Source organism: Sphingobium sp. MP9-4 (assembly GCF_005281675.1).
Classification (GTDB): Bacteria; Pseudomonadota; Alphaproteobacteria; order Sphingomonadales; family Sphingomonadaceae; genus Sphingobium; species Sphingobium yanoikuyae.
Genome location: NZ_LUFI01000077.1, coordinates 1 through 19,679 on the forward strand (window position 1 = coordinate 1; position 19,679 = coordinate 19,679).

General features: G+C 61.8%; 18 protein-coding genes and 1 tRNA gene. 8 read left to right on the forward strand and 11 right to left on the reverse strand.

Annotated features, from left to right (window positions below; all coding sequences use genetic code 11):
* Positions 1-295, forward strand: a 295-nt coding sequence (locus A0U87_RS22390; protein WP_170978456.1) for a transposase, incomplete at its 5' end; no start/stop codon positions are given.
* 153 nt (positions 296-448) lie between these two features.
* Here A0U87_RS22390 and A0U87_RS22395 read toward each other — a convergent pair.
* The 3 genes from A0U87_RS22395 to A0U87_RS22405 are packed head-to-tail and all read right to left on the reverse strand — an operon-like array spanning position 449 to position 2,289.
* Positions 449-1,003 (reverse strand): LptA/OstA family protein, encoded by a 555-nt coding sequence (locus A0U87_RS22395; RefSeq protein WP_137406016.1) that lies wholly within the window; start codon positions 1,001-1,003, stop codon positions 449-451.
* Positions 1,003-1,650, reverse strand: coding sequence for a hypothetical protein (locus A0U87_RS22400; protein ID WP_004208264.1), 648 nt, complete (start codon positions 1,648-1,650; stop codon positions 1,003-1,005). Before A0U87_RS22400 ends, A0U87_RS22395 begins: the two co-directional genes overlap by 1 nt.
* A 21-nt stretch (positions 1,651-1,671) precedes the next feature.
* On the reverse strand, positions 1,672-2,289 hold the full coding sequence (locus tag A0U87_RS22405) for a ribonuclease D (RefSeq protein ID WP_048939523.1): 618 nt from the start codon (positions 2,287-2,289) through the stop codon (positions 1,672-1,674).
* A 234-nt stretch (positions 2,290-2,523) separates the two neighbouring features.
* Here A0U87_RS22405 and A0U87_RS27080 point away from each other — a divergent pair, with 234 nt between their 5' ends.
* From A0U87_RS27080 to A0U87_RS22425, 5 genes are all read left to right on the forward strand, one after another.
* On the forward strand, positions 2,524-3,354 hold the full coding sequence (locus A0U87_RS27080) for a cold-shock protein (protein WP_048939522.1): 831 nt from the start codon (positions 2,524-2,526) through the stop codon (positions 3,352-3,354).
* Between the two features lie 383 nt (positions 3,355-3,737).
* Complete coding sequence (locus A0U87_RS26900; protein ID WP_240700623.1) at positions 3,738-3,941, forward strand: hypothetical protein; 204 nt, start codon at positions 3,738-3,740, stop codon at positions 3,939-3,941.
* On the forward strand, positions 3,942-6,146 hold the full coding sequence (locus A0U87_RS22415) for a TonB-dependent receptor (RefSeq protein WP_276609744.1): 2,205 nt from the start codon (positions 3,942-3,944) through the stop codon (positions 6,144-6,146).
* A 215-nt stretch (positions 6,147-6,361) separates the two neighbouring features.
* On the forward strand, positions 6,362-6,682 hold the full coding sequence (locus A0U87_RS22420) for a hypothetical protein (protein WP_048939520.1): 321 nt from the start codon (positions 6,362-6,364) through the stop codon (positions 6,680-6,682).
* Between the two features lie 32 nt (positions 6,683-6,714).
* Positions 6,715-8,163: a hypothetical protein gene (locus tag A0U87_RS22425; protein ID WP_010338328.1), complete on the forward strand. Its 1,449-nt coding sequence runs from the start codon at positions 6,715-6,717 to the stop codon at positions 8,161-8,163.
* Between the two features lie 89 nt (positions 8,164-8,252).
* On the opposite strand, the gene A0U87_RS22430 is transcribed toward A0U87_RS22425, so the two are convergent.
* The gene (locus tag A0U87_RS22430) at positions 8,253-9,668 is read right to left on the reverse strand and encodes an XRE family transcriptional regulator (protein WP_048939519.1); all 1,416 of its coding nucleotides are present in this window, start codon (positions 9,666-9,668) and stop codon (positions 8,253-8,255) included.
* Between the two features lie 140 nt (positions 9,669-9,808).
* Here A0U87_RS22430 and A0U87_RS26340 point away from each other — a divergent pair, with 140 nt between their 5' ends.
* The gene (locus A0U87_RS26340) at positions 9,809-9,982 is read left to right on the forward strand and encodes a hypothetical protein (protein ID WP_004208258.1); all 174 of its coding nucleotides are present in this window, start codon (positions 9,809-9,811) and stop codon (positions 9,980-9,982) included.
* Between the two features lie 73 nt (positions 9,983-10,055).
* On the opposite strand, the gene A0U87_RS22435 is transcribed toward A0U87_RS26340, so the two are convergent.
* From A0U87_RS22435 to A0U87_RS22450, 4 genes are all read right to left on the reverse strand, one after another.
* On the reverse strand, positions 10,056-11,057 hold the full coding sequence (locus A0U87_RS22435) for an inorganic phosphate transporter (RefSeq protein ID WP_048939518.1): 1,002 nt from the start codon (positions 11,055-11,057) through the stop codon (positions 10,056-10,058).
* Between the two features lie 15 nt (positions 11,058-11,072).
* Positions 11,073-12,191, reverse strand: a complete 1,119-nt coding sequence (locus tag A0U87_RS22440; protein WP_010338330.1) for a DUF47 family protein — start codon at positions 12,189-12,191, stop codon at positions 11,073-11,075.
* Positions 12,192-12,355: 164 nt separating this feature from the next.
* Positions 12,356-14,521: a TonB-dependent receptor gene (locus A0U87_RS22445; protein WP_048939517.1), complete on the reverse strand. Its 2,166-nt coding sequence runs from the start codon at positions 14,519-14,521 to the stop codon at positions 12,356-12,358.
* Positions 14,522-14,721: 200 nt separating this feature from the next.
* Positions 14,722-15,711, reverse strand: coding sequence for a LysR family transcriptional regulator (locus A0U87_RS22450; protein ID WP_164488922.1), 990 nt, complete (start codon positions 15,709-15,711; stop codon positions 14,722-14,724).
* Between the two features lie 113 nt (positions 15,712-15,824).
* On the opposite strand from A0U87_RS22450, the gene A0U87_RS22455 reads away from it, so the two are divergent.
* Positions 15,825-15,898: transfer RNA gene (locus tag A0U87_RS22455), tRNA-Gly, on the forward strand.
* 399 nt (positions 15,899-16,297) lie between these two features.
* On the opposite strand, the gene A0U87_RS22460 is transcribed toward A0U87_RS22455, so the two are convergent.
* The 3 genes from A0U87_RS22460 to A0U87_RS22470 form a co-directional block, all read right to left on the reverse strand.
* Entirely contained in the window at positions 16,298-17,275 is a 978-nt protein-coding gene (locus tag A0U87_RS22460) for a hypothetical protein (RefSeq protein ID WP_137406017.1), read from the reverse strand.
* A 6-nt stretch (positions 17,276-17,281) separates the two neighbouring features.
* Positions 17,282-18,256, reverse strand: a complete 975-nt coding sequence (locus tag A0U87_RS22465; RefSeq protein ID WP_137406018.1) for a DGQHR domain-containing protein — start codon at positions 18,254-18,256, stop codon at positions 17,282-17,284.
* A 106-nt stretch (positions 18,257-18,362) separates the two neighbouring features.
* The coding region (locus A0U87_RS22470; RefSeq protein WP_206366625.1) for a site-specific integrase at positions 18,363-19,679 on the reverse strand (1,317 nt) is incomplete at its 5' end.

Here is a 19,679-nt window from a genome sequence, read left to right on the forward strand (position 1 = left end):
GCCCGGCGTCGATAAGGATGGTTTCATGCGCTACCGCGCCAGTCAGCATGACTGCCAATCCTGCGCCCTCAAGCCCCAATGCTGTCCCCGACCGACGCCTATGTCACATCCCGGCGCGAGCGAAAGGAGGTCGAGAATGCTGTTTGCCCATCTCAAGCGTATCCTGAAGCTCGATCGCTTGCGCCTACGAGGACCAAATAGCGCAAAAAATGAGTTTCACTTAGCAGCCACAGCCCAGAACCTACGCAAGCTCGCGAAACTCATCCCGATCCAGTCGGCTATTGCCCCAGCGTGACACCGGGAACCGACTTCGTCCCAACGTCAGAAACTGGTAATCACCGACTTCTTCAACACTATCGGTCGTTAGCCGCCAAAGCCCGGCATCAATGACGCCAATCGACAGCCGTTGGACCGCCTGAAACGCGTCGCCTGGCCTGCGGGCCCCGGATCAGTTCTTGCGCTGCGGCACCGTGAAGGTGCCCGACACGCGGCCGCTGGGGCTGGTCGATGTGCCGGCGCCGCCGGTCGAGCGGCCGTCGACCGTGGTGCGACCGCTGTTGAGGTCCATCACCAGCCGTCCGCCGGTCAGGCGGTTGACGCCCTGAGTCAGCGAGACATTGCCGACCATGGTGATCAGCTTGGCATTGAGGTCATAGATGGCGACATTGCCGCGCGCGGTCTGGTCGGCCTTGGTGATGACGACATTGCCCGACGCGTCGATGCGCTGGATTTCCACGCCATTGCCGGTGTTCGCCGCGCCATTGGGCTGCTGCTTGTAGGCCACGGTCATGCGGGCGGCGTTCAGCGTCATGCCGGCCTGCGTCACCTCGACATTGCCCGATACCACCACCCGGTCGGCGCGGTCCTGCACCTCGATCCGGTCGGCGGTGAAGTTCACCGGCGCATTGCTGTCATGATTTTTGAACACCTGCGCATCGGCGCCGTAGAGGAGGCCGGTCGCGCCCAGCGCAACGGTCGACAGCAGGATGAGGGTGCGTTTCATCACTTTTGCCCTTTGAGGCCATTTTGTTCGATGCGCAAGGTCGCCCGGCCGTTGAGCGTGACCGTGCGTGCATTCATGTCCGCTTCCAGATGGTCGCCGCTGAACGTGCCGATCGGGATGCGCCCGTCGACCCGGCCCGCGCTCTTCATCCGCCGCGTCTGCAAATCGATGCCGACGTCGCGGGTGACCAGCCGATATCCGCCGGCCGCCTCGAACTGGACCGGGCCGACGATCGCGACTCGCTCGGTCTCCATGTCGTAACGGCCCTTCTGCGCGTTCAGCACCGCCGGTCCTTCGGGCAGCAGGATGCGCGCGGCCATGTCGTTCAGGTCGACGATCGGCTCGCGTGAGCTTTTCTGCACGGCCGAACCGGCCCGCAGCGAGAAGGGCTGGCCCTTGCTGTCCTGCCCGCGATAGAGCGCCTCGGACACGCGCATCCGCTCCTTCGCCACCTCGACCTTGTTCTTGTCGAGCACGAAGCTGACCTTGTCGCCGCCGGTGAAGGGGGCCATGGCCAGCAGGGCGGTCAGCACGCCGACCGCCACCGGCAGATAATTTTTGAGCAGGCGCACCAGCTTGTCATGGCTGCCACCCGGCCGGGCCCAATGGCGGCGGACGTTGCGCTGTTGCTCGGCCTGGATGGACATGTCTGCCTGCCGCCTTGTCGCTTACATGTGCGAGAAGATGTCGTTCTCGGGCCAGCCCGCCAGGTCCAGCGCCGCACGATGGGGTAGGAAGTCGAAACAGGCCTGGGCCAGTTCCATCCGTCCTTCGCGGATCAGGCGCTTGTCCAGTTCGGTCTTCAGCTGGTGCAGGAAGCGCACGTCGGACGCGGCATAATCCTTCTGCGCGTCGGACAGGTTCGGGCCGCCCCAGTCGCTCGACTGCTGCTGCTTGCTGATGTCCTGGCCCAGCAGTTCGCGGACCAGCTCCTTCAGGCCGTGGCGATCGGTATAGGTGCGCACCAGCTTCGACGCGATCTTGGTGCAATAGACGGGGGCTGCCACCACGCCCAGATAATGCTGGATCGCGGCGATATCGAATCGGCCGAAATGATAGATCTTGATCCGCTCCGGATCGGCCAGCACCGCCTTCAGGTTCGGCGCGGCATAATCGCTGCCGGGGTTGAAGCGGACCAGATGCTCATCGCCCTTGCCGTCGCTGATCTGGACGACGCACAGGCGATCGCGCGGGGTGATTAGCCCCATGGTTTCGGTATCGACGGCGATCGGGCCGGGGGCAAGGACGCCCTCGGGCAGATCTTCTTCATGGAAATGGACGGTCATGACTTTTCCCTCTATGGGGAAACGGGCCATATCGCAATCAAGGCTTTGGCAGATAGGGCCTGTAAATCGGCGCTGCGGGCGCTCTTTTTGCCCGATATGCGAAATCATTCGCGCTGCCCGGAAAACTTGATATAGTGATTCCCAAACCGCGACTTTGCGGTGGATTGTGCATGTCATTCGCCCGACATGTTTGTCCAATGTGTCTTGGGGCGAAGCGAAAGTGACTAACAGGGCATGAGTTTTGACAGAGGGCGCCGCGGCGGGCGCGGCAAGGACAAGCGCGACGGTTTCGGCGACGACAATTTCTACGACCAGGGCAGCGGCGGCGGCTTCGGCGGCGGTGGCTTTGGTGACCGCGGCGGCTTCGGTGGCGGCTTCGGCGGTGGTGATCGTGGTCGTGGTGGCTTCGGCGGTGGTGATCGCGGTGGCTTCGGCGGCGGCGGTGGTTTCGGCGGCGGTGGCCGCGGTGGCTTCGGCGGCGGTGGCGGCTTTGGCGGCGGCGGCGGCGGTGGTCGCGGCATGCCGGCCCAGGTCGTTGGCGAAGGCAAGGGTGTCGTCAAGTTCTTCAACGGCCAGAAGGGTTTCGGCTTCATCGTTCGTGACGATGGCGGCGAAGACGTGTTCGTTCACATCAGCGCGGTCGAGCAGGCCGGTCTGACCGGTCTGGCCGAAGGTCAGCCGCTCGGCTTCACCCTGGTGGATCGTGGTGGCAAGGTGTCGGCGACCGATCTGGTCATCGACGGCGAACCGCTCCCCGTGACCGATCGTGCGCCGCCGCGTGAACCGCGCGAACCCCGCGCCGGTGGTTTCGGTGGTGCAGAGCGTGGCCCGCAGCGTCAGCTGACCGGCGAACGCGCCAGCGGCACGGTCAAGTTCTTCAACGCCATGAAGGGCTTCGGCTTCATCCAGCGTGATGACGGCCAGCCGGACGCTTTCGTCCACATCAGCGCTGTCGAACGCGCCGGCATGGGCGCCCTGAACGAGGGTGACCGTCTGGACTTCGAACTGGAAGTCGATCGTCGCGGCAAGTACGCGGCCGTCAATCTCCAGTCCAAGGCCGACTGATCGGCCGTCGCCCGTTCGCCGTACGGGCGACGTGACAGGAATATCGAAGGGGGTCGCCTGCCCGGCGGCCCCTTTTTCGTTTCTGTCGTTCATCTCGATCAGCCGGCAGATCGCCATATATCGTCAAAGCGATGCGCCTTGATGTGGTGCATGAATCGTGAATATCGACGGAAGCGTCCGATGATATTCGGATCAAAGTTGCCGTAAATTCGGCGCTTATGTGCAATTGATCAACATGTTGATCTGCATGTTTTTCTGATGATGATTTGCCCCGTCGGTCAATTTGGCGAATTTGCCTGACCATTAGCCTCGGATCATAATCGTCCCGAATGGAATGAGCCTTGCGGCATTGTCGACAAGGCCTGACCCAATGGGAGGATGATATGAAGCAGGCCCTGATCGGCCGTCTGCTGGCGACTGTCGCTGCCGGCCCGGCCCTGATGCTCGCAACCGCACAGGCGCAGGACGCCGCCGCACCCGCGCCCCAGGCTGACGCCGGGGCAGGGGAGATCATCGTCACCGCCCGCAAGCGTGACGAGCGGTTGATCGACGTGCCGGTTGCCGTATCGGCCCTCTCGACCGACTAGATCGAACGCTATGCCACCACCAGCTTCCAGGCGATCAGCCAGCAGGTGCCGCAACTGGTCATCGCCGAATCGCAGAATCAGGTCGGCGGCTCGATCAACCTGCGCGGTATCGGCGCCGGCATCTCCAACCCCTCGACCGAAACCGCCGTGACCCTGAATTTCGACGGCGTGCCGATCAGCTATGGCAATGCCATCCGCCTTGGGCAGATCGACCTTGGCCGGGTCGAGGTGCTCAAGGGGCCGCAGGCGCTCTTCTATGGCAAGAACAGCCCAGGCGGCATCGTCTCGCTCATCTCCCAGGATCCGGGCAAGGATTTCGAGGCGAAGCTGCGCACCGGCTATGAATTCATGGCCGACCAGCGCTTTGTCGAGGCCAGCGCCTCGGTGCCGCTGACCGACGGCCTCGCCGCCCGCGTCGTCGGCTATTATTCCAAGGAGGATGGCTGGTTCCGCAACGTCGCCGAACCGATCGCCGGCATCACGCCGGGGCGCGGCGCCGACAGCCTCAATTCCGAAGATGTCTTCGTCCGCGGCACGCTCGCCTATGATGCGGGCGGATCGACCCGGATCAAGGCGAAGGTCAATTATGGCCAGCGCGAACGGGACGGCGTCGGCCCCACCGGCCTCAGCCAGATCATCTACTGCCCCGCCGGCGTCAGCCGCTATGGCTCGACCGACTGCACGCTGAACCGCAATTTCTACGACGCCATCCTCGCGCCGGCGACTGCGGCCAGCGATCCCAGCTATGGCGACGGCGTGCCCTTCATGAAGTCGAAGCAGTTCCTCGCCTCGCTCAGCATCGACCAGGATCTGGGCGACGCCTATACCCTGTCCTCGGTCACCGGCTATTACCGTCTGCGCGAACGCTCGGTCGACAGCTTTACCTTCTCCAACAATCCCTATTTCGGCGCGTCGAACGACATCACCGCCAAGGGCTTCAGCCAGGAACTGCGCCTCGCGTCCGACTATGACGGGCCATTGAACTTCCTCGTCGGCGGCTTCTTCCAGGACGCCCATTTCCTCACGCGTCAGGCCTTCACCACCAATTTCGGCACGCCCTTCGTGGTCGGATCGACCTATTATGACGTCCATACCAAGGCGACGTCGGTCTTCGGCCAGCTGCGCTACAAGATCGCGGAGCCGCTCGAACTGGCCGTTGGCGGCCGCTATAGCTGGGAAGACAAGTCGCTGACCGGCACCTCGCTCGGCAGCCCGATCCAGATTCTCGGTCCCAAGCAGAATTATAGTGATTTCTCGCCCGACGTGACGCTGACCTGGCGTCCCGACAGCGATCGCACCATCTACGCCGCCTATCGCGAGGGCTTCACCTCGGGTGGCTTCAACACCGTGCCGACGCGGCTGCGCACCGATGCCGACCAGAGCCGCGCCGCGATCGACCTGTCCTATGACCAGATGACCGCCAAGGGCGGCGAGATTGGCACCAAGGGCTATGTCGCCGATCGCCAGATCCTCTACGATCTGGTCGGCTATTATTATAAATATAGCGGGCTCCAGCTGTCGCGCTACGACAATGCTTCCTTCACCCAGCTGACCCAGAATGCGGGCGGGGCGGAGATCAAGGGCGCGGAGCTCAGCCTCACCATCCGGCCGCGCACGCTGGCGGGCCTCACCTTCAACACGGCGATCGCCTACAACAACGCCCGCTACACCGATTTCATCGGTGGCTGCTATGCGGGCCAGTCGATCGCCCAGGGCTGCAATCTCAATCCGCTCAACCCCAATCTGCCGCAATCGACCTGGGGCACGGCGGCCAATCCCTATCAGAATCAGGACCAGACCGGTCAACGCCTGTTCCGCGCGCCCGAAATCGCGATCACCGGCGGCTTCACCTATGACCATAGTTTTGCCGACCGGCTCGGCGGATCGCTGTCGGTCGATTTCAATTACAGCAGCGCCTATGTCACCCAGACGGAGGGCAACCGCAGGACGCTGCAGGATGATTATGCCCAGCTCAACGCCGCTCTGTCGATCAATGGCGGCGCGGGCAAGCCCTGGGAATTGTCGCTGATCGGCCGCAACCTCACCAACAAGCTGATCATCGTCGGCGGATCGGTGGTGGGCGCGAGCGCAGCCGGCACCGGCACCAACGCCGTGCGCGAAGGCGACATATTGGGTTCGCTCGGCGCCCCGCGCGCGGTGATGCTGCAACTGACGGTGAAGAGCGGCCTGCTGGGCGGCCGCTGATCATCCCTATGCAAATACTATGAAAACGGGCCGGAGGTCGGCTGGAATTTGACCGACGGGGGCCATTAAGTCCCTTGTCCCATGACCCACCGACCTCCTCCTGCCGCCTCTGCTGATGCCGGGCGGCGCAGCGATCGGCCACGGCTCACCGGACGCCTGTCGATCCGGCCGCGCGCCACCCTGGCTCCTCCGGCACGGCAACGGAGCCGGGCATCATGACCCGGCGCGACCTCGCCTGGCGCGGCCTGGGCCTGCTGCTCGTCGGCGCGGCCACCGGCAGTTCGCTGCTGCATCGCGCCCTGACCCTGGACGGCCCGGCATCGGCGCCGCTCGAAATGGCGCTGGCCCTCGCCAGCTTCAGCTTCGCCAGCCTCGGCATATTGCTGCTCTGCCAGGGCGTGCGCCTGCGCGATGGCTGGCGCCGCGACCTCGACCGGCGCCAGGCGCAGCGCGACGGCCATCGCGATCCTCTGAGTCTGGCCGAAGATCGCGCCCCGCTCGCGGCCTTTCTGGCCGCCCGCGCCCGGCGCGACTGACCCCCATTCCCATATCCCCAAAGGACAAATTTGTGAGCGAACGCGACCTGCATTTCGTGATCCCGACCTATCGCCTGCGCGACGTCGGCGCGACCGTCGAGGCCTATGACGAGAATTTTGCCCGCAGCGGCCAGACCGCGCCGATCATCGTCTTCGATGATTCCTCGGTCGCCAATCATGACAAATATTTCGGCGCGCTGGAGGCGACCAAGACGGTCAACGACCTCTGGTATGTCGGCCCGGCCGAAAAGGAGCAGTTCGTTTCCTACATCTGCAAGCGGCTGCGCGACCGCAAGCTCGACGTGCTGGTCCGCAACCTCTTCCGCCCCAGCTATGGCGGCAACCGCAACTTCACCCTGATGTATACGCTGGGCGACCTGATGGTCAGCGCCGACGATGACATGCGCCCCTATGCCCTGATCGAGGACAGCCCGGAAACGCTGGGCGAACGGGAAATCAGCCGGGGCAAGACCATCCCGCGCGGCGCCAATGGCCATTGCCGCAAATCCTATGACATCCTCCAGTCCTTCCGCGACATATTGGGCAAGACGGTGGCCGACGCGCCGGCCAATTACGACCAGGGCGAACTGGTGATCGACAGCGCCATGGACCTGGAATCCAACAATTCGCTCGGCTTCGCGCGGGAAAACAGCCTGACCCTGCAGGAAGGGCGCTTGCCCCGCTCGGCGGTGGTGAAAATGGCGCAGACCTTCCGCACCGGCACCAACGATATCGACGCGGTCGATTTCGTCGACATGTTCCTCGACGATCCGGACGAGGTCGATGCCGAACGGCTCAACGACACCTATGTGCTGGTCAATTTTCGCCCCTGCCTCACCAATCTCAACTGGCGAATGGATTGCGGCGTCGCGGGCTATGACAATCGCACAGGCCTGCCGCCCTTCTTCCCGACCCGCTTGCGGTTCGAGGATTATATTTATCGCCTGTGGATCCAGCAGTCGAACATGGTTTCGGCCCATGTCGATTCCGCCCAGACCCACATCAAGAACAGCTATATGCGCAATCCGCTGGCGTCGGAGGTGTTCAACGAGGCGATCTGCGGCCTGCTCAAGCGCAAGATCCGCACCAGCCTCAAGCGCACCGACGAATGGTCGATCGCCTTCGACTATGACGGCGCGGTCAGCCTTCAGGACAGCGAGGAGATATTGGACAGCGCCCGCGCCTTGCATGACCGGGTGCTCAAGAGCATGGCCGACGCGCGCACGACCGAGCGGCGCGATGCGCTGGGCCATTTTGCCGCCGGCCTGTCACGCACCTTCTATGATTTCGAGCCGGATTTCTTCCAGCAGAATGTCAGCCGCATGGTCGATGACGAGGTTGGGCTGATCCGCTCCTCGCTCGAAATCTGGCCGACCCTGCTGGAGATCGTCTATTTCAAGCGCCATTGCCGCAACCTGCCGATGCGCCGCGTGAAGAACCGCTCCGCCCGATCGCCCCAACCCAGACCCGTAGCTGCCTGAGGGTTAACGGCAGGCGCTCCGTTTCCGCCCCCTTCATCCCGGCGACGGTCGGGGCCCCTCTCAGTGACGGGGGCGGGGCGGAGCGCCCATCATACCCGCCGGAACGGGAAGGGGCTGGCGGTCCGCTCATAGCTGTGCAGGTCCAGCGCGCGCGTCACCGGCGGCCGCGCCCGGTCCGGGCAATCGCGCCGCTCGCACAGATGACAGGTCGGCCCCACCGTCACCGCATCGTCGCGCTCGGTATCGATGCCGTCGGCATGGATGATCCGCCCGGCATGTTTCGCCTCGCAGCCCAGCGCAATCACCTGCCGCCCGTGCGCGCCATCGGCACGGGGCAGGGCGATCGCCAGGGTCAGGAAGCGCCGCTCGTCCAGCGTCTCGATCAGCTGCGGCAGCACGATGTCGGGCGCGTCGGCCGCATGCACGTCCCAGCGCGGACAGGTGCCGCCATAGCGGGCAAAGGGATAGGCCTCGCCATCGAAGCGCTTGGACACGATCCCCGCCCGGTCGATCCGCACCATGAAGAAGGGGATGCCGCGCGCGCCGGTGCGGTTGAGGCTGGTCAGCCGGTGCGCCAGCTGCTCGGTCGACACGCCGAAGCGCGCGCGCAGCAGGGGAAGGTCGTGCCGGCTCGCCTCCGCCGCCTGGCGGAACCGGTCATAGGGCATGATCAGCGCCGCGGCGGCATAGTTGGTCAGCGCAATGACGGCGAGCCGCCGGCTGTCCTCGTCCGGTGGCGCCGTGCGCGTCACCTGTGCCGCGATCAGGTCGGCCATCTCCTGCGCGCAGAGTTGATAGGCCATGGCGAACAGTCGCCCCGATGCCGGCAGTCGCTCGCTCAGCATCAACCGCCGCCGGTGCATGTCATAATGGCGCACCGTCCCGGCCAGCACATCGGCGCGCACCATCTGCACCGTCATGCCGTGCTGTTCCTTCAGGCGCGCGCGCAACCCGGCCTGCAACAGCGCCGGGTCTTCCTCCATTTCCGCGGCGATCCCTTCGGCCGCGGCGTCGATTTCGGCGAAATGATTACCGGCCTTGGCCACCGTCTCGCGCCACCAGTCGACCGGCGCGACCAGCGGGGCAGGGGCGCCGCTGCGCCCGCTCGCCTGCATCTGTTCGGGCAGGCGGCGCAGATCGGCCAGCGCGCGGTAGAATCGGCCGATCGCCTCGCTGACGCCGGGATAATTTTCCGCCACCTCCAGCACTTCGTCGCGCGCGATGCCGATGTCGCGCACCAGCGCGTCGGACAATATCTCGGCCAGGTCGCTCGCCGCACCATCCTGGCTGCTGGCGGTGAAGTCGCGAATGTCGATGTCATAGGTATTGGCCAGCCGCAGCAGCATCTGCGCTGTCAGGGGGCGCTGGTTGCGCTCCAGATGGTTGAGATAGCTGGGCGACACGCCCAGTTCCTCGGCCATGCGCGTCTGGTTCAGCCCCAGCTCGCGGCGCAGCACGCGCAGCTTGGGGCCGAGATAGAGCTTCCGGTCGGTCACATCTGCCATAAGGTCATATTGTCATGATTTGACAATATGAACAAGTCGCGACGTGACTTGCGGCCACTCATCGCCCTTCCGCTTTGCCTTCGACCTGTCAATATCGCTGTCATCAACCAGCACAGCCACAAGGCAGGAAGGACAGGAAGATGACGACCGATACGATGGAAGCGCCCCAGCCCGCCCGTTCGCGCGCGGTCTTCAGCCAGGAGGATTTCGGCCTGATCCGCACCGCCATCGCCCATTATCTCAAGGAAGTGCAGGACCAGCCGGAATCGGTCAAATATGCCAATCTGTACCACCGCCTCGGCCGCGTTGCCTGACCGGCGGAGTGCCTGAACGAGAAAGGGCGCAGGATCACTCCCGCGCCCTTTTCCTTGTCTCTGCCTGTTCCGCTCAGAACAAACGCGTCAGCCCATAGAACAGTGCGCCGATCGCGGCCGCCGCCGGCAGGGTCACGACCCAGGCGACGATGATGCTCGACGCGACGTTCCAGCGCACGGCCGACAGCCGGCGGGATGCGCCCACGCCGACGATGGCGCCGGTGATGGTGTGGGTCGTCGATACCGGCACGCCCAGATGGGTGGCCATGAACAGGGTGATCGCGCCGCCCGTTTCCGCGCAGAAGCCCTGCGCCGGGGTCAGGCGGGTGATCTTCGATCCCATGGTGTGGACGATCTTCCAGCCGCCGAGCAAGGTGCCCAGGCCCATCGCCGCCTGGCAGCTCAGCACCACCCACATCGGCACATGGAAGCCGCCGGTCAGCAGCCCCTGCGAATAGAGCAGCACCGCGATGATGCCCATCGTCTTCTGCGCGTCATTGCCGCCATGGCCCAGCGAATAGAGCGATGCGGAGACGAGCTGCAGCTTGCGGAACACCCGGTCCGCGCCCTGCGGCGTGAACTTGCGGAAGATCCAGCTGATCGCCAGCACCAGCATCAGCGCCAGGAACAGGCCGACGGCGGGGGATATCACGATCGCCGCGCTGGTCTTGAACACGCCGCTCCACACGATGGCCGACAGGCCGGACTTGGCCGTGCCCGCGCCCAGCAGGCCGCCGACCAGCGCATGGCTGGAGGAGGATGGAATGCCCAGGCCCCAGGTGATCAGGTTCCAGGCGATGGCCCCCATCAGCGCGCCGAAGATCACCGACGCATCGATGATGTCCGCGTTGACGATGCCCTTGCCCACTGTCTCGGCGACATGCAGGCCAAAGAAGAGGAAGGCGATGAAGTTGAAGAAAGCGGCCCAGGCGACCGCATATTGGGGTTTCAGCACCCGCGTCGACACGATGGTCGCGATCGAGTTGGCGGCGTCATGCAGGCCGTTCAGGAAATCGAACAGCAGCGCAACGCCGATCAGCGCGATCAGCAGCGGGAAGGCGAGATGGGCTTCCATATCCGGTCAGGCCTGTCAGGCGTGGTCGATGACCAGGCCGGAAATCTCGTTGGCGACGTCCTCGAACCGGTCCGTCACCTTTTCCAGATGGCTGTAGATTTCGTTGCCGACGATGAAGTCCATCGGGTTGCCGGCGCGGGCTTGGCTGTACAGGGCCTTGAGGCCCGCCTCATGCAATATGTCGGCATGGCCTTCCAGCTTGACCAGCCGTTCGGTCAGCTCGTGCAGGCGCGCCGAATTGATGTTGAGCGAGCGCAGCAGCGGCATCGCCTCCGCCGTGATCCGCGCGCATTCGACGATCAGCGCGCTCATGTCCTGCATCTGCGGCGCGAAATCCTTGACCTCATAGAGCGCGATCGCCTTGGCGGTCTGGTTCATCTGGTCGATCGCGTCGTCCATCACGCCGATCAGGCCGGTGATGGCACTGCGGTCGAACGGGGTGACGAAGATGCGGCGGACGTCCTGCAGCACTTCGCGGATGATGTCGTCCGCCTCATGCTCGCGGTCCGAAATCTCCTTGATATGCGCGTCCATGTCCGGGCCGCCCTTCAGCAGCTTGGCCAGGGCGTCGGCGCCGGCGACCAGGGTCGCGGCATGGTCTTCGAATTGCTCGAAGAAACGCCCCTGCTTGGGCATCAGCGCGTGAAACCAGCGCAGCATTCCAGTCCTTTCACTTTGCTTCTCGCGGATCGACAGCAGCAACCGGAGGAACCAGCCCGGATCGGCGGGCGGTTCGCGGAAAGCCGCGATGATCGATTGCAGTTCGGGTTCGTCGACGGCCTTTGCGGCTTCGGCGACGGAAAACCAGCGCAGCTCGCGCTGCCCTTTTTCGGGCCATTGCGTCAGATGGCCGGTCACAGCAAGCGGAAAAACCTCGACATTCGCCTCGCGCGACTTGCCGCTGCGCTTGCGCTTGTCATAGCTGTATCGGCCGATCGGCGCGGGACAGGCGATGCCATGGATGCCCGCTTCCTCGAACGCCTCGACTTCCGCGGCGCGATGGCCGGCCAGCCCCTTGATGCGATTGCCCTTGGGAATCACCCAGCGCCCAGTGTCACGCGACGTGATCAGCAGGATCTGCATCGACCCGTCGATCGGGTCGCTGGTATAGGGGAGAGCGGCAATCTGGCGCATTATCGGCGGCTTACGGGCGACCTGCCCGAATCCTCATGCTCTGCCGCAGCGCGTTCCATCGGCGCTATGTAACGAAAATGTCATTTTTTGCAATCGCTCCCTTCGCCCAGAGGGGCAGGCGAAGGGAGCGACCGGCGCCCCGCTGGGCGAGGCCGGGAAGCGGATCAGATCGAGATGCGCGCCGTCAGGCGGATGTCGCGCCCGGCGAGCGGGGCGAAATCCTTCAGGAAGCTGGCATGGCGCCGGGCTTCCACGTCGAAGATGTTGTTGGCCGACAGCATCAGCGTGGTGCGGTCATTGCCGGCCAGCGGCTTGAACGAGATCGACGCGTTGACCATGGTGAAGCCATCGGTCGGCGTTTCGAAATCGGTCACCCGATCCTGCTCGAACACATGTTCCAGCTCGGCGCGGGCGCTCAGCCGTGCGCCCTGCGCCTCGATCCCGCCCAGCAGGCGGAGCGGGGGAATGCGCGGCGCCGGGCCATTGCCCTTGATCGTGGCGCGGACATAGTCGGCGACGCCGTCGATGTTGATCGCATAGCTGCCGACCTGTGCCAGCTTCACCGACGCTTCGGCTTCGAAGCCATAATAGCGCGCATCGGCCTGGGCATAGGCATAGCAGGGGAATTCCATCTCGGCCCCGCCATTGGCCGCCTGGCAGACGCTGTCGTCGACCACGCTTTCATAGATGAAGCCGCTGAACCAGTTGTGATAGGCGGCCAGGCTGAAGCTGTAGCCATTGCCCGATCCGCGCAGCGTGCCTTCCACGCCCCAGCTCTTTTCCTTGCCGAAATCGGGATTGCCCAGCTCGAACGCCTGGGTGCCGGCATGATTGCCGCGCGCGAACAGTTCCTCGGCCGACGGCGCGCGCTCGCTGCGCGACAGGTTCAGGCCCACGCGCCAGCCGGGCATGATCGCCTGGCTGATGCCCAGCGATCCGGACAGGGCGTCGAAGCTGCGCTGGCTGGCTTCGGCAAATAGGTCGGCATCCGGGTCCGACTGCAGCTTGGTATGTTCATAGCGCGCGCCCGCTTCCAGGCGCGTATCGCCCAGGTCCAGCGACTGCAGCGTGAACAGGCCGAACTGGTCGGTCTGGTTCTTGGGCAGGAATTTCTCTTCGCCATCGGCCTGGAAACGACGGGTGAAGAACTGCGCGCCCGATGCGCCCTGCCAGCCATTGCGGTCGGCCTGGACGAATTCCAGCCGGCTTTCCATCGACTGGTTCTTGAAGGTGGTGCCGACCTCGCCCGACGGTTCGATTTCCTGATGCTGGTAATCGGCCCAGCCCGCGCGCAGGCGGATGCTGTCGAGGAAGCCGCCATTCACCGCGACCTCGCCGCGCAGGTCGGCGCGGGTCTGCTTCATCGCCAGCGTCACATTCTCGTGGCTGTGGCCCTCTTCCTCATGATCATGATCATGGTCATGATCGTGATCATGCTCCTCGGCTACTTCCAGGCGCGACGGCACGCCATAGGTGTTCTCGCTGTGCGAGATCGACATGCCCAGATTGCCGCCATCGCCGATATAGGCAAAGCCGCCGGCCACTTCCCACACTTCCGCCGCGGTATTGGCCAGCTTGCCCTTCAGCCGCGCATTGTCCTGGATTTCCTCCTCGTCGGAGGCGGCGGCGATCTCGCGCATTGCCTTGGACAGGATATAGCCGCCGGTGCGCAGATTGTCGGTCTTGCTGTAGCTGCCATCGACATGGACGACGAAATTCTCGGTCAGCGGCACCTCGATCTCGCCTGAGCCGCTGCGTTCGTTGGCGGCGCTGCCATAGGTGCCGATCGCGTCGACATGGATCGCCTCGTCCGGCACGCGGCGCGGGATGCGGCTGTCGATCACATTGACCACGCCGCCGATCGCCGACGATCCATAGAGCAGGGCGGACGGGCCGCGCAGCACCTCGATCCGGTCGGCGGTCAGCGGGTTGATCGCGACCGCATGGTCGACCGAGGTGTTGGACACGTCGAAGCTGCCAATGCCGTCGGTCAGGATGCGCACGCGCTCGCCCTGGAAGCCGCGCAGGATCGGGCGCGATGCGTTGGGGCCAAAGGAGGTGGCCGACACGCCGGGCTGGCGCGCCAGCGTCTCGCCGATGGTCGGGCGCAGGCTGCGGGTCAGTTCCTCGCCGGTGACGATTGAGGTGCCGGACAATATGTCGCCCTGGCTGCGGGGGATCAGGGCGGTGACGACGATGTCGCTGCGCGGGTCATGATAGCTGCCATCGGCCTGGGTTTCGGCGGGGGCTGCGGTCTGGGCGGCGGCGGGCCATGCCAGGCAAAGGGCCGTGAGGGCACAGCCGGCGCGTAGCGACGGGGAACGAAGCATCAGGCTTTTTATCCTTGCAGAATATGTGGGTCGGCCTCCGCGTATCTGTCATGATACATCGTATCAATATACGATCGGCGAAATGAAGGCCGTTTCTGCCGCATTCATCACCAACTGTTGCATTTTTGCACGGCCTGCCGCGCAGCATATTACCGGCCGCAAAAACGGATCAGCCGCGCAATTCCGCCATTATTTGCTGGTCAAAGGAAGAGGAAATCCGCCAGCGCCTGCACGCCGGGGCGCGACAGCGATCGTTCGTTGACGGTCTGGCGCACCTCGATCGCGGGCAATGGCACGTCCAGCGCCAGCCGGCGAATGCCGCTCATCCGCCCCAGGTCGCGCGCCATCGGGCCAAAGGCCGCAAAACATCCCGCGCCTTCGCGCAGGGCGGTGATGATGTCGAACATATTGTCGGTTTCCAGCATCACCGGGCCCAGCCGGGCGCCGCCGCGCGCCAGCGCTGCATCGATGATCGGGCGCAGCCCGTTGCGTGGATCGACCGCCAGTTGCGGCGTGATGGTCAGGTCGCCGCGCGACACGCTGCCCGCGCGCGCCAGCGGATGGTCCGCCCCGGCATAGAGATTGACCTGTTCCGACCAGCCATAGCGCGAGGGCAGGCCGGCCGGCTCCTCCAGCGCATAGAAATAGGCGATGTCGGCGCGCAGCGATTCGATCGCCCGCGCCGCCTCGAGCGCCGACTGGACGCTCAGGTCCAGGGTGATGGCGATATCGTCATTGGCCGCCTCGAACGCGGTCAGTGCATCCTGGAAATGGCCGAATACCGGCGCCGGCGTCGCCAGGATGATGGCGCGATTGGCGGGCGGCGGCGTGGCCTGCAGCGACGGCAATTGCGCATCCGCTTCCAGCAGCAATTCCGGCAGCGCGGGCGGCGGGGCCGGCGATGGAACAGGTTGCGGGGTGGGGGCGGGCGTGGCTTCCTCGGCCCAATCCTCGGGGTCGTCCTGCGCCAGCAGGGTCATTGCCTGCGCCGTGCGTCGCCCCGCGGGGGTCAGCCGCGCCGCACCGCGAATATCGTCGAACAGGCGATAGCCCAGCCGCATTTCCAGCGACGCCATGTCGCGCTCGATCACGGCGGATGAAACGCCCAGCGTCTGGGCGCAGCGCGTCAGGCTGCCCGCGGCCACCATCTGCGCGAAAATGTCGAGTTGGCGCAGGGACGGGTTGGTCATGGCCGAGCGATAGAACAAAGACGAGGCCGGGTTAAGAGGCGTTCTCACGCATTTACCATCAATGCGCTGTTGACGAGCCCCGGTGAATGATGGCAGGGCGCGTCACCTGACGGGCGGGTATAGCTCAATGGTAGAGCACTAGCCTTCCAAGCTTGTGATGCGGGTTCGATCCCCGCTACCCGCTCCAGTCCGTCCCAAACCACTGAAAATCAACGGAAACCTGCTCATAAGCGGGCCAATTCGCGCGTACGTGACACGAAAGTGCATCACAATGACCCATCAAAAATCGGCCTAATACGCTCAAAACATTCAGAATATTGGCCCTCCACATGTGTCACAGGAGTGAGACACAAACGATCGTTGCGCGGACTCTCGCTACGAGGGAATATTTTCCAATTCAGGGTGCGGGTTCCTGCCGACTTGCAGGAGGCAATGGGATGCAGCCATGTACAGAAATCGCTGCGCACCGACAGTCCCTCGATGGCGGTGAGGTTAGGACGCCGCATGGCGGTTGAGATTGACGCTATGTTTGAGGAGAAACGCCGCGAAGTTGGGCTGCCATACGAAGACAGGTTCTTCTTTTCGATCAATCCATACTGCACAGCTTTAATAAACTGACAGCACCGCGCCTCGCAACCGCTCCCTTAACGGTTGAACGCGCCGCCATGTCCAGCACTGTTCTCCTTGCAAGAGAACTGATGAAGAGTGATCCTTCAACAAACGTTTCAATCTCAACAGCCGGTTTTCCCACCGAGGGAGTCAATCCAAAACTGTCTGGATCAGATTTAAATTTGTCAATAGCGCGCGAAATCAGTTTCTCAGGCACAGCCTTGTCAATGGCGTAAGGATACCATACTCCGTGAGAATGCCGATACTGTACTAAATTTCGCATTTTAGAAAGCCAATTACCGCCATTTGATCCTTTAAGGCTCAATAGTGTAATTTCATCTTTCAATTTATCTATTACGAACTGCCGTTGCTGACTGATAGAGATCGTTTCTGGCCCTCTATATATTACTTCCTCAATAAATTTTTTATAGGTCGCCCACAATGCTTCGTGCGAACCGCTTGCTTGGATCGCCGTAAACAAAAGCTCTCTCGTAGAAGCATTAAATCTGATCAGATATTGTCCAGAATTTATCTTAGGGATGGCACCCGCAACGCCCTGAAATTTTGCTGATTCATAGAGCTTAACGGCGTCAACCGCATCGAGGTTGGCGCAACTCAAGCCGCATGCCCTCATATGCCCATGAGCGCCGAAGAAGGCAGCATAGTATAGTTTGATAATGAACCATGCTAGCGACCTAGGAACCTTTGAAACCGTCGATATGCTGGCGATCGATTCAAAGCATCCGGACATCGTCCTATTCGATGTCGCCGCAAATAGATTTGAAACATCCGTTACAGACGAAAGCTGCAAAGAGAACTCACCCGGCGAAACAAAATCTTTGAAATAGAAACCAGCCTCTCTGATCCAGTCAGAAATAGACATCGCCAAATCCGCTTCTGCGTTAGCTATCTCCGGAAGCCAGTATAGGCGAAGAGCATCTGTCAGCAACGGCATGCAGGATCAAATCGTAAACTTCGGCTTGAGCGCCTCTTCGAAAATTTGAGAAAGAACTTTCGGACTGTTCCCAGATTTTCCAATTTTTGCTGATGAAGCTCTCTCGAACATAGGATTTACAACCTCAAAAAAGTTCTGATCGCTGTATTCCTTACCAAACAACTGTTGGAGTCTTTGGGCAACCGCAGGGAAGGTCAACATGATCCCACGAAAAGTGGTAGGATCAACGATACTGATCGATTTTCCTTGCAATTGCGCCGCCGCTATAACGGACCTGATATATCCAGATAGAATCTTATAAATTTCAACCGTTTGCAATGATGAAACAAGATTTAGAAGCGGCCTGACGCCATGGTTAAAAGTAACGCGAGATATATATCCCTTTCGCTTAGAACTCGCGCTCATCATCCCAAGCAAAGGGCTATCTTGCGCCTCGTTGAATATATCGAACAATTTACCAAGAAGCTTTTCTTGATCATCTTCATAATCCGCAAGTTTTTTAATATCCAACAGCAGCTCGTTAGGAACGGGCCGTTGCTTTGTATTGATATCTATAAACATGCGCGACTCTTGCGCCTTGGAGAGCCCATTAAATATGATAACAGGCACCCGCAGCTCTGATTTTGCGAGGGCAAAGCCGAAAACCCGGTGCTGTCCATCAATTATCAAAAAATTGCGAGGAGCATCAACGAATTGCAGGGTTTTTCCTCGCTCTAAAACCTGAATTTCAGCTTCGGGTTGCGCTGAAAGGACGATCGAGTTCGGGATAGTGCCGAGGCCCGCATCAATATAGTCGGCAATATCCTGAGCACGCTTTTTATCCAGAACTCGCTGAAAGCCCTCCAGCGCATCCTCCTCGCGCGTCGTAGCATAGCAAGTCCTCGCCAGCACGTCAGACGGCATAGTCAACGAATAAAATCGGTGCTCTCCCTGCGTCACTAGGCTCACAGAATAGCGAAGGGTGCTGGGTTTGTCGGTCATTGTTGCCCTCAGATTGAGCCGAACGCTAGCAGCGAAAATATTTTCGCGAAACACTTTTGCTATTCAAACTATGGATCGCAAGCGCGTTGCAAAAAATGATCATCGTCTAGGTTCGCTTGAGATGGGAGAGGTCTAAACCCGGATATCCGATCTGCGATATTGCGTCATAAAGCACGCTTGGATGGTAGCCTGTTCCATAGCTATCCGCAGCCTCACTCTGCCCTCCGCCCGTCGTCCATCCCCCCAGCCTTAACACGATGTCCCGATCTATGCGGGCGTTCCTTGCTGCATCGCGAAAACCATGCCTGAAAGAATGGAAGCATGTCAGTGGGGCGCTAGCCGTCGCGCTGGCCAGAAAGCGCGCGAACCATCGAGAATATGCAACAGAACGAAATCCCTTTGCACCAAGTGGAAGGTCGTCAAAAAGCTTCAATGCCCCGCTTTTTCGCTTTTGATCAACGAACTTCATGAAATTGAGTTGAAGCAAAATTGGGTGGACGGGCACGATCCGAGCGCTGGCCTTGTTCTTGAGCGACTTATCCCTTGTGCCAGTGAGGCTTTCTTCGGTTATCACGATACACGCCACTTCTTCGATGATCCTGATGTCGTCGACATCAAGTTGACACATCTCATTTAGGCGCGCCCCGGATAACAGACCCAACAGCGCTACCCAGTATCGCGCGCCGGTCGCGATAGTCGGACCGGGCACGGCATAACCACCCTGCTCATCCTTGCACCCCGCATATACGGGAGCAGAGAAAATCCGTCGAAGCTGATCAATGGAAAATGGACGCCGCCGATCTTGCGGATGAACCGTTTCTGCGAGCTGCAAGCCCTTTGACGGATTGCGGCTGATATATTCTTCCGCCACCGCCCAGTTCAAAAGGCTGCCGAAACGGGCCATGTATGCGTTGATATTTGTCGGGTTGATTGTCCTGATCTGCGGATCAGATTTTCCTAATGCTGCGGCATCGCGTGCGGAAATATCACCGTATATCTTGCTGAAGTTGACCGGCAACCAGCGAAGGGTTTCAAATAAATCGCGGCAAGTTTCTCGCGTGATGTCAGTGATCGGAGTTGAGCCACCGATGACATCCTCAACAACCCGGCGCGTCGTATCATGGGCCAGCATCGTTCGCGCGCCCCGTCGACGGGTCGGATCATCAAGATAACGCTGGTAGATAGCTGAAAGTGTAGGCGAGGCAGAGCACGACTCATTTTCTCTCGACGGCAACGTCATACGATCACAGCCTAGGGATACCTTGCACGACGGTTCCGCATTCGTCACCGACCCGATATTGTCGTTAAAGGCTAGGAACCTGTCTTCGTATGGCAGCCCAACTTCGCGGCGTTTCTCCTCAAACATAGCGTCAATCTCAACCGCCATGCGGCGTCCTAACCTCACCGCCATCGAGGGACTGTC

What these genes read in the sequence shown, in the direction of transcription:
- A0U87_RS22465 (WP_137406018.1), bottom strand. Translation starts at nt 18,256, where the DNA reads ATGACCGACAAACCCAGCACCCTTCGCTATTCTGTGAGCCTAGTGACG.
- A0U87_RS22440 (WP_010338330.1), bottom strand. Translation starts at nt 12,191, where the DNA reads ATGCGCCAGATTGCCGCTCTCCCCTATACCAGCGACCCGATCGACGGG.
- A0U87_RS26900 (WP_240700623.1), top strand. Translation starts at nt 3,738, where the DNA reads ATGAAGCAGGCCCTGATCGGCCGTCTGCTGGCGACTGTCGCTGCCGGC.
- A0U87_RS22435 (WP_048939518.1), bottom strand. Translation starts at nt 11,057, where the DNA reads ATGGAAGCCCATCTCGCCTTCCCGCTGCTGATCGCGCTGATCGGCGTT.
- A0U87_RS22445 (WP_048939517.1), bottom strand. Translation starts at nt 14,521, where the DNA reads ATGCTTCGTTCCCCGTCGCTACGCGCCGGCTGTGCCCTCACGGCCCTT.
- A0U87_RS22400 (WP_004208264.1), bottom strand. Translation starts at nt 1,650, where the DNA reads ATGTCCATCCAGGCCGAGCAACAGCGCAACGTCCGCCGCCATTGGGCC.
- A0U87_RS22405 (WP_048939523.1), bottom strand. Translation starts at nt 2,289, where the DNA reads ATGACCGTCCATTTCCATGAAGAAGATCTGCCCGAGGGCGTCCTTGCC.
- A0U87_RS22420 (WP_048939520.1), top strand. Translation starts at nt 6,362, where the DNA reads ATGACCCGGCGCGACCTCGCCTGGCGCGGCCTGGGCCTGCTGCTCGTC.
- A0U87_RS22430 (WP_048939519.1), bottom strand. Translation starts at nt 9,668, where the DNA reads ATGGCAGATGTGACCGACCGGAAGCTCTATCTCGGCCCCAAGCTGCGC.
- A0U87_RS26340 (WP_004208258.1), top strand. Translation starts at nt 9,809, where the DNA reads ATGACGACCGATACGATGGAAGCGCCCCAGCCCGCCCGTTCGCGCGCG.
- A0U87_RS22460 (WP_137406017.1), bottom strand. Translation starts at nt 17,275, where the DNA reads ATGCCGTTGCTGACAGATGCTCTTCGCCTATACTGGCTTCCGGAGATA.
- A0U87_RS22395 (WP_137406016.1), bottom strand. Translation starts at nt 1,003, where the DNA reads ATGAAACGCACCCTCATCCTGCTGTCGACCGTTGCGCTGGGCGCGACC.
- A0U87_RS22450 (WP_164488922.1), bottom strand. Translation starts at nt 15,711, where the DNA reads ATGACCAACCCGTCCCTGCGCCAACTCGACATTTTCGCGCAGATGGTG.
- A0U87_RS27080 (WP_048939522.1), top strand. Translation starts at nt 2,524, where the DNA reads ATGAGTTTTGACAGAGGGCGCCGCGGCGGGCGCGGCAAGGACAAGCGC.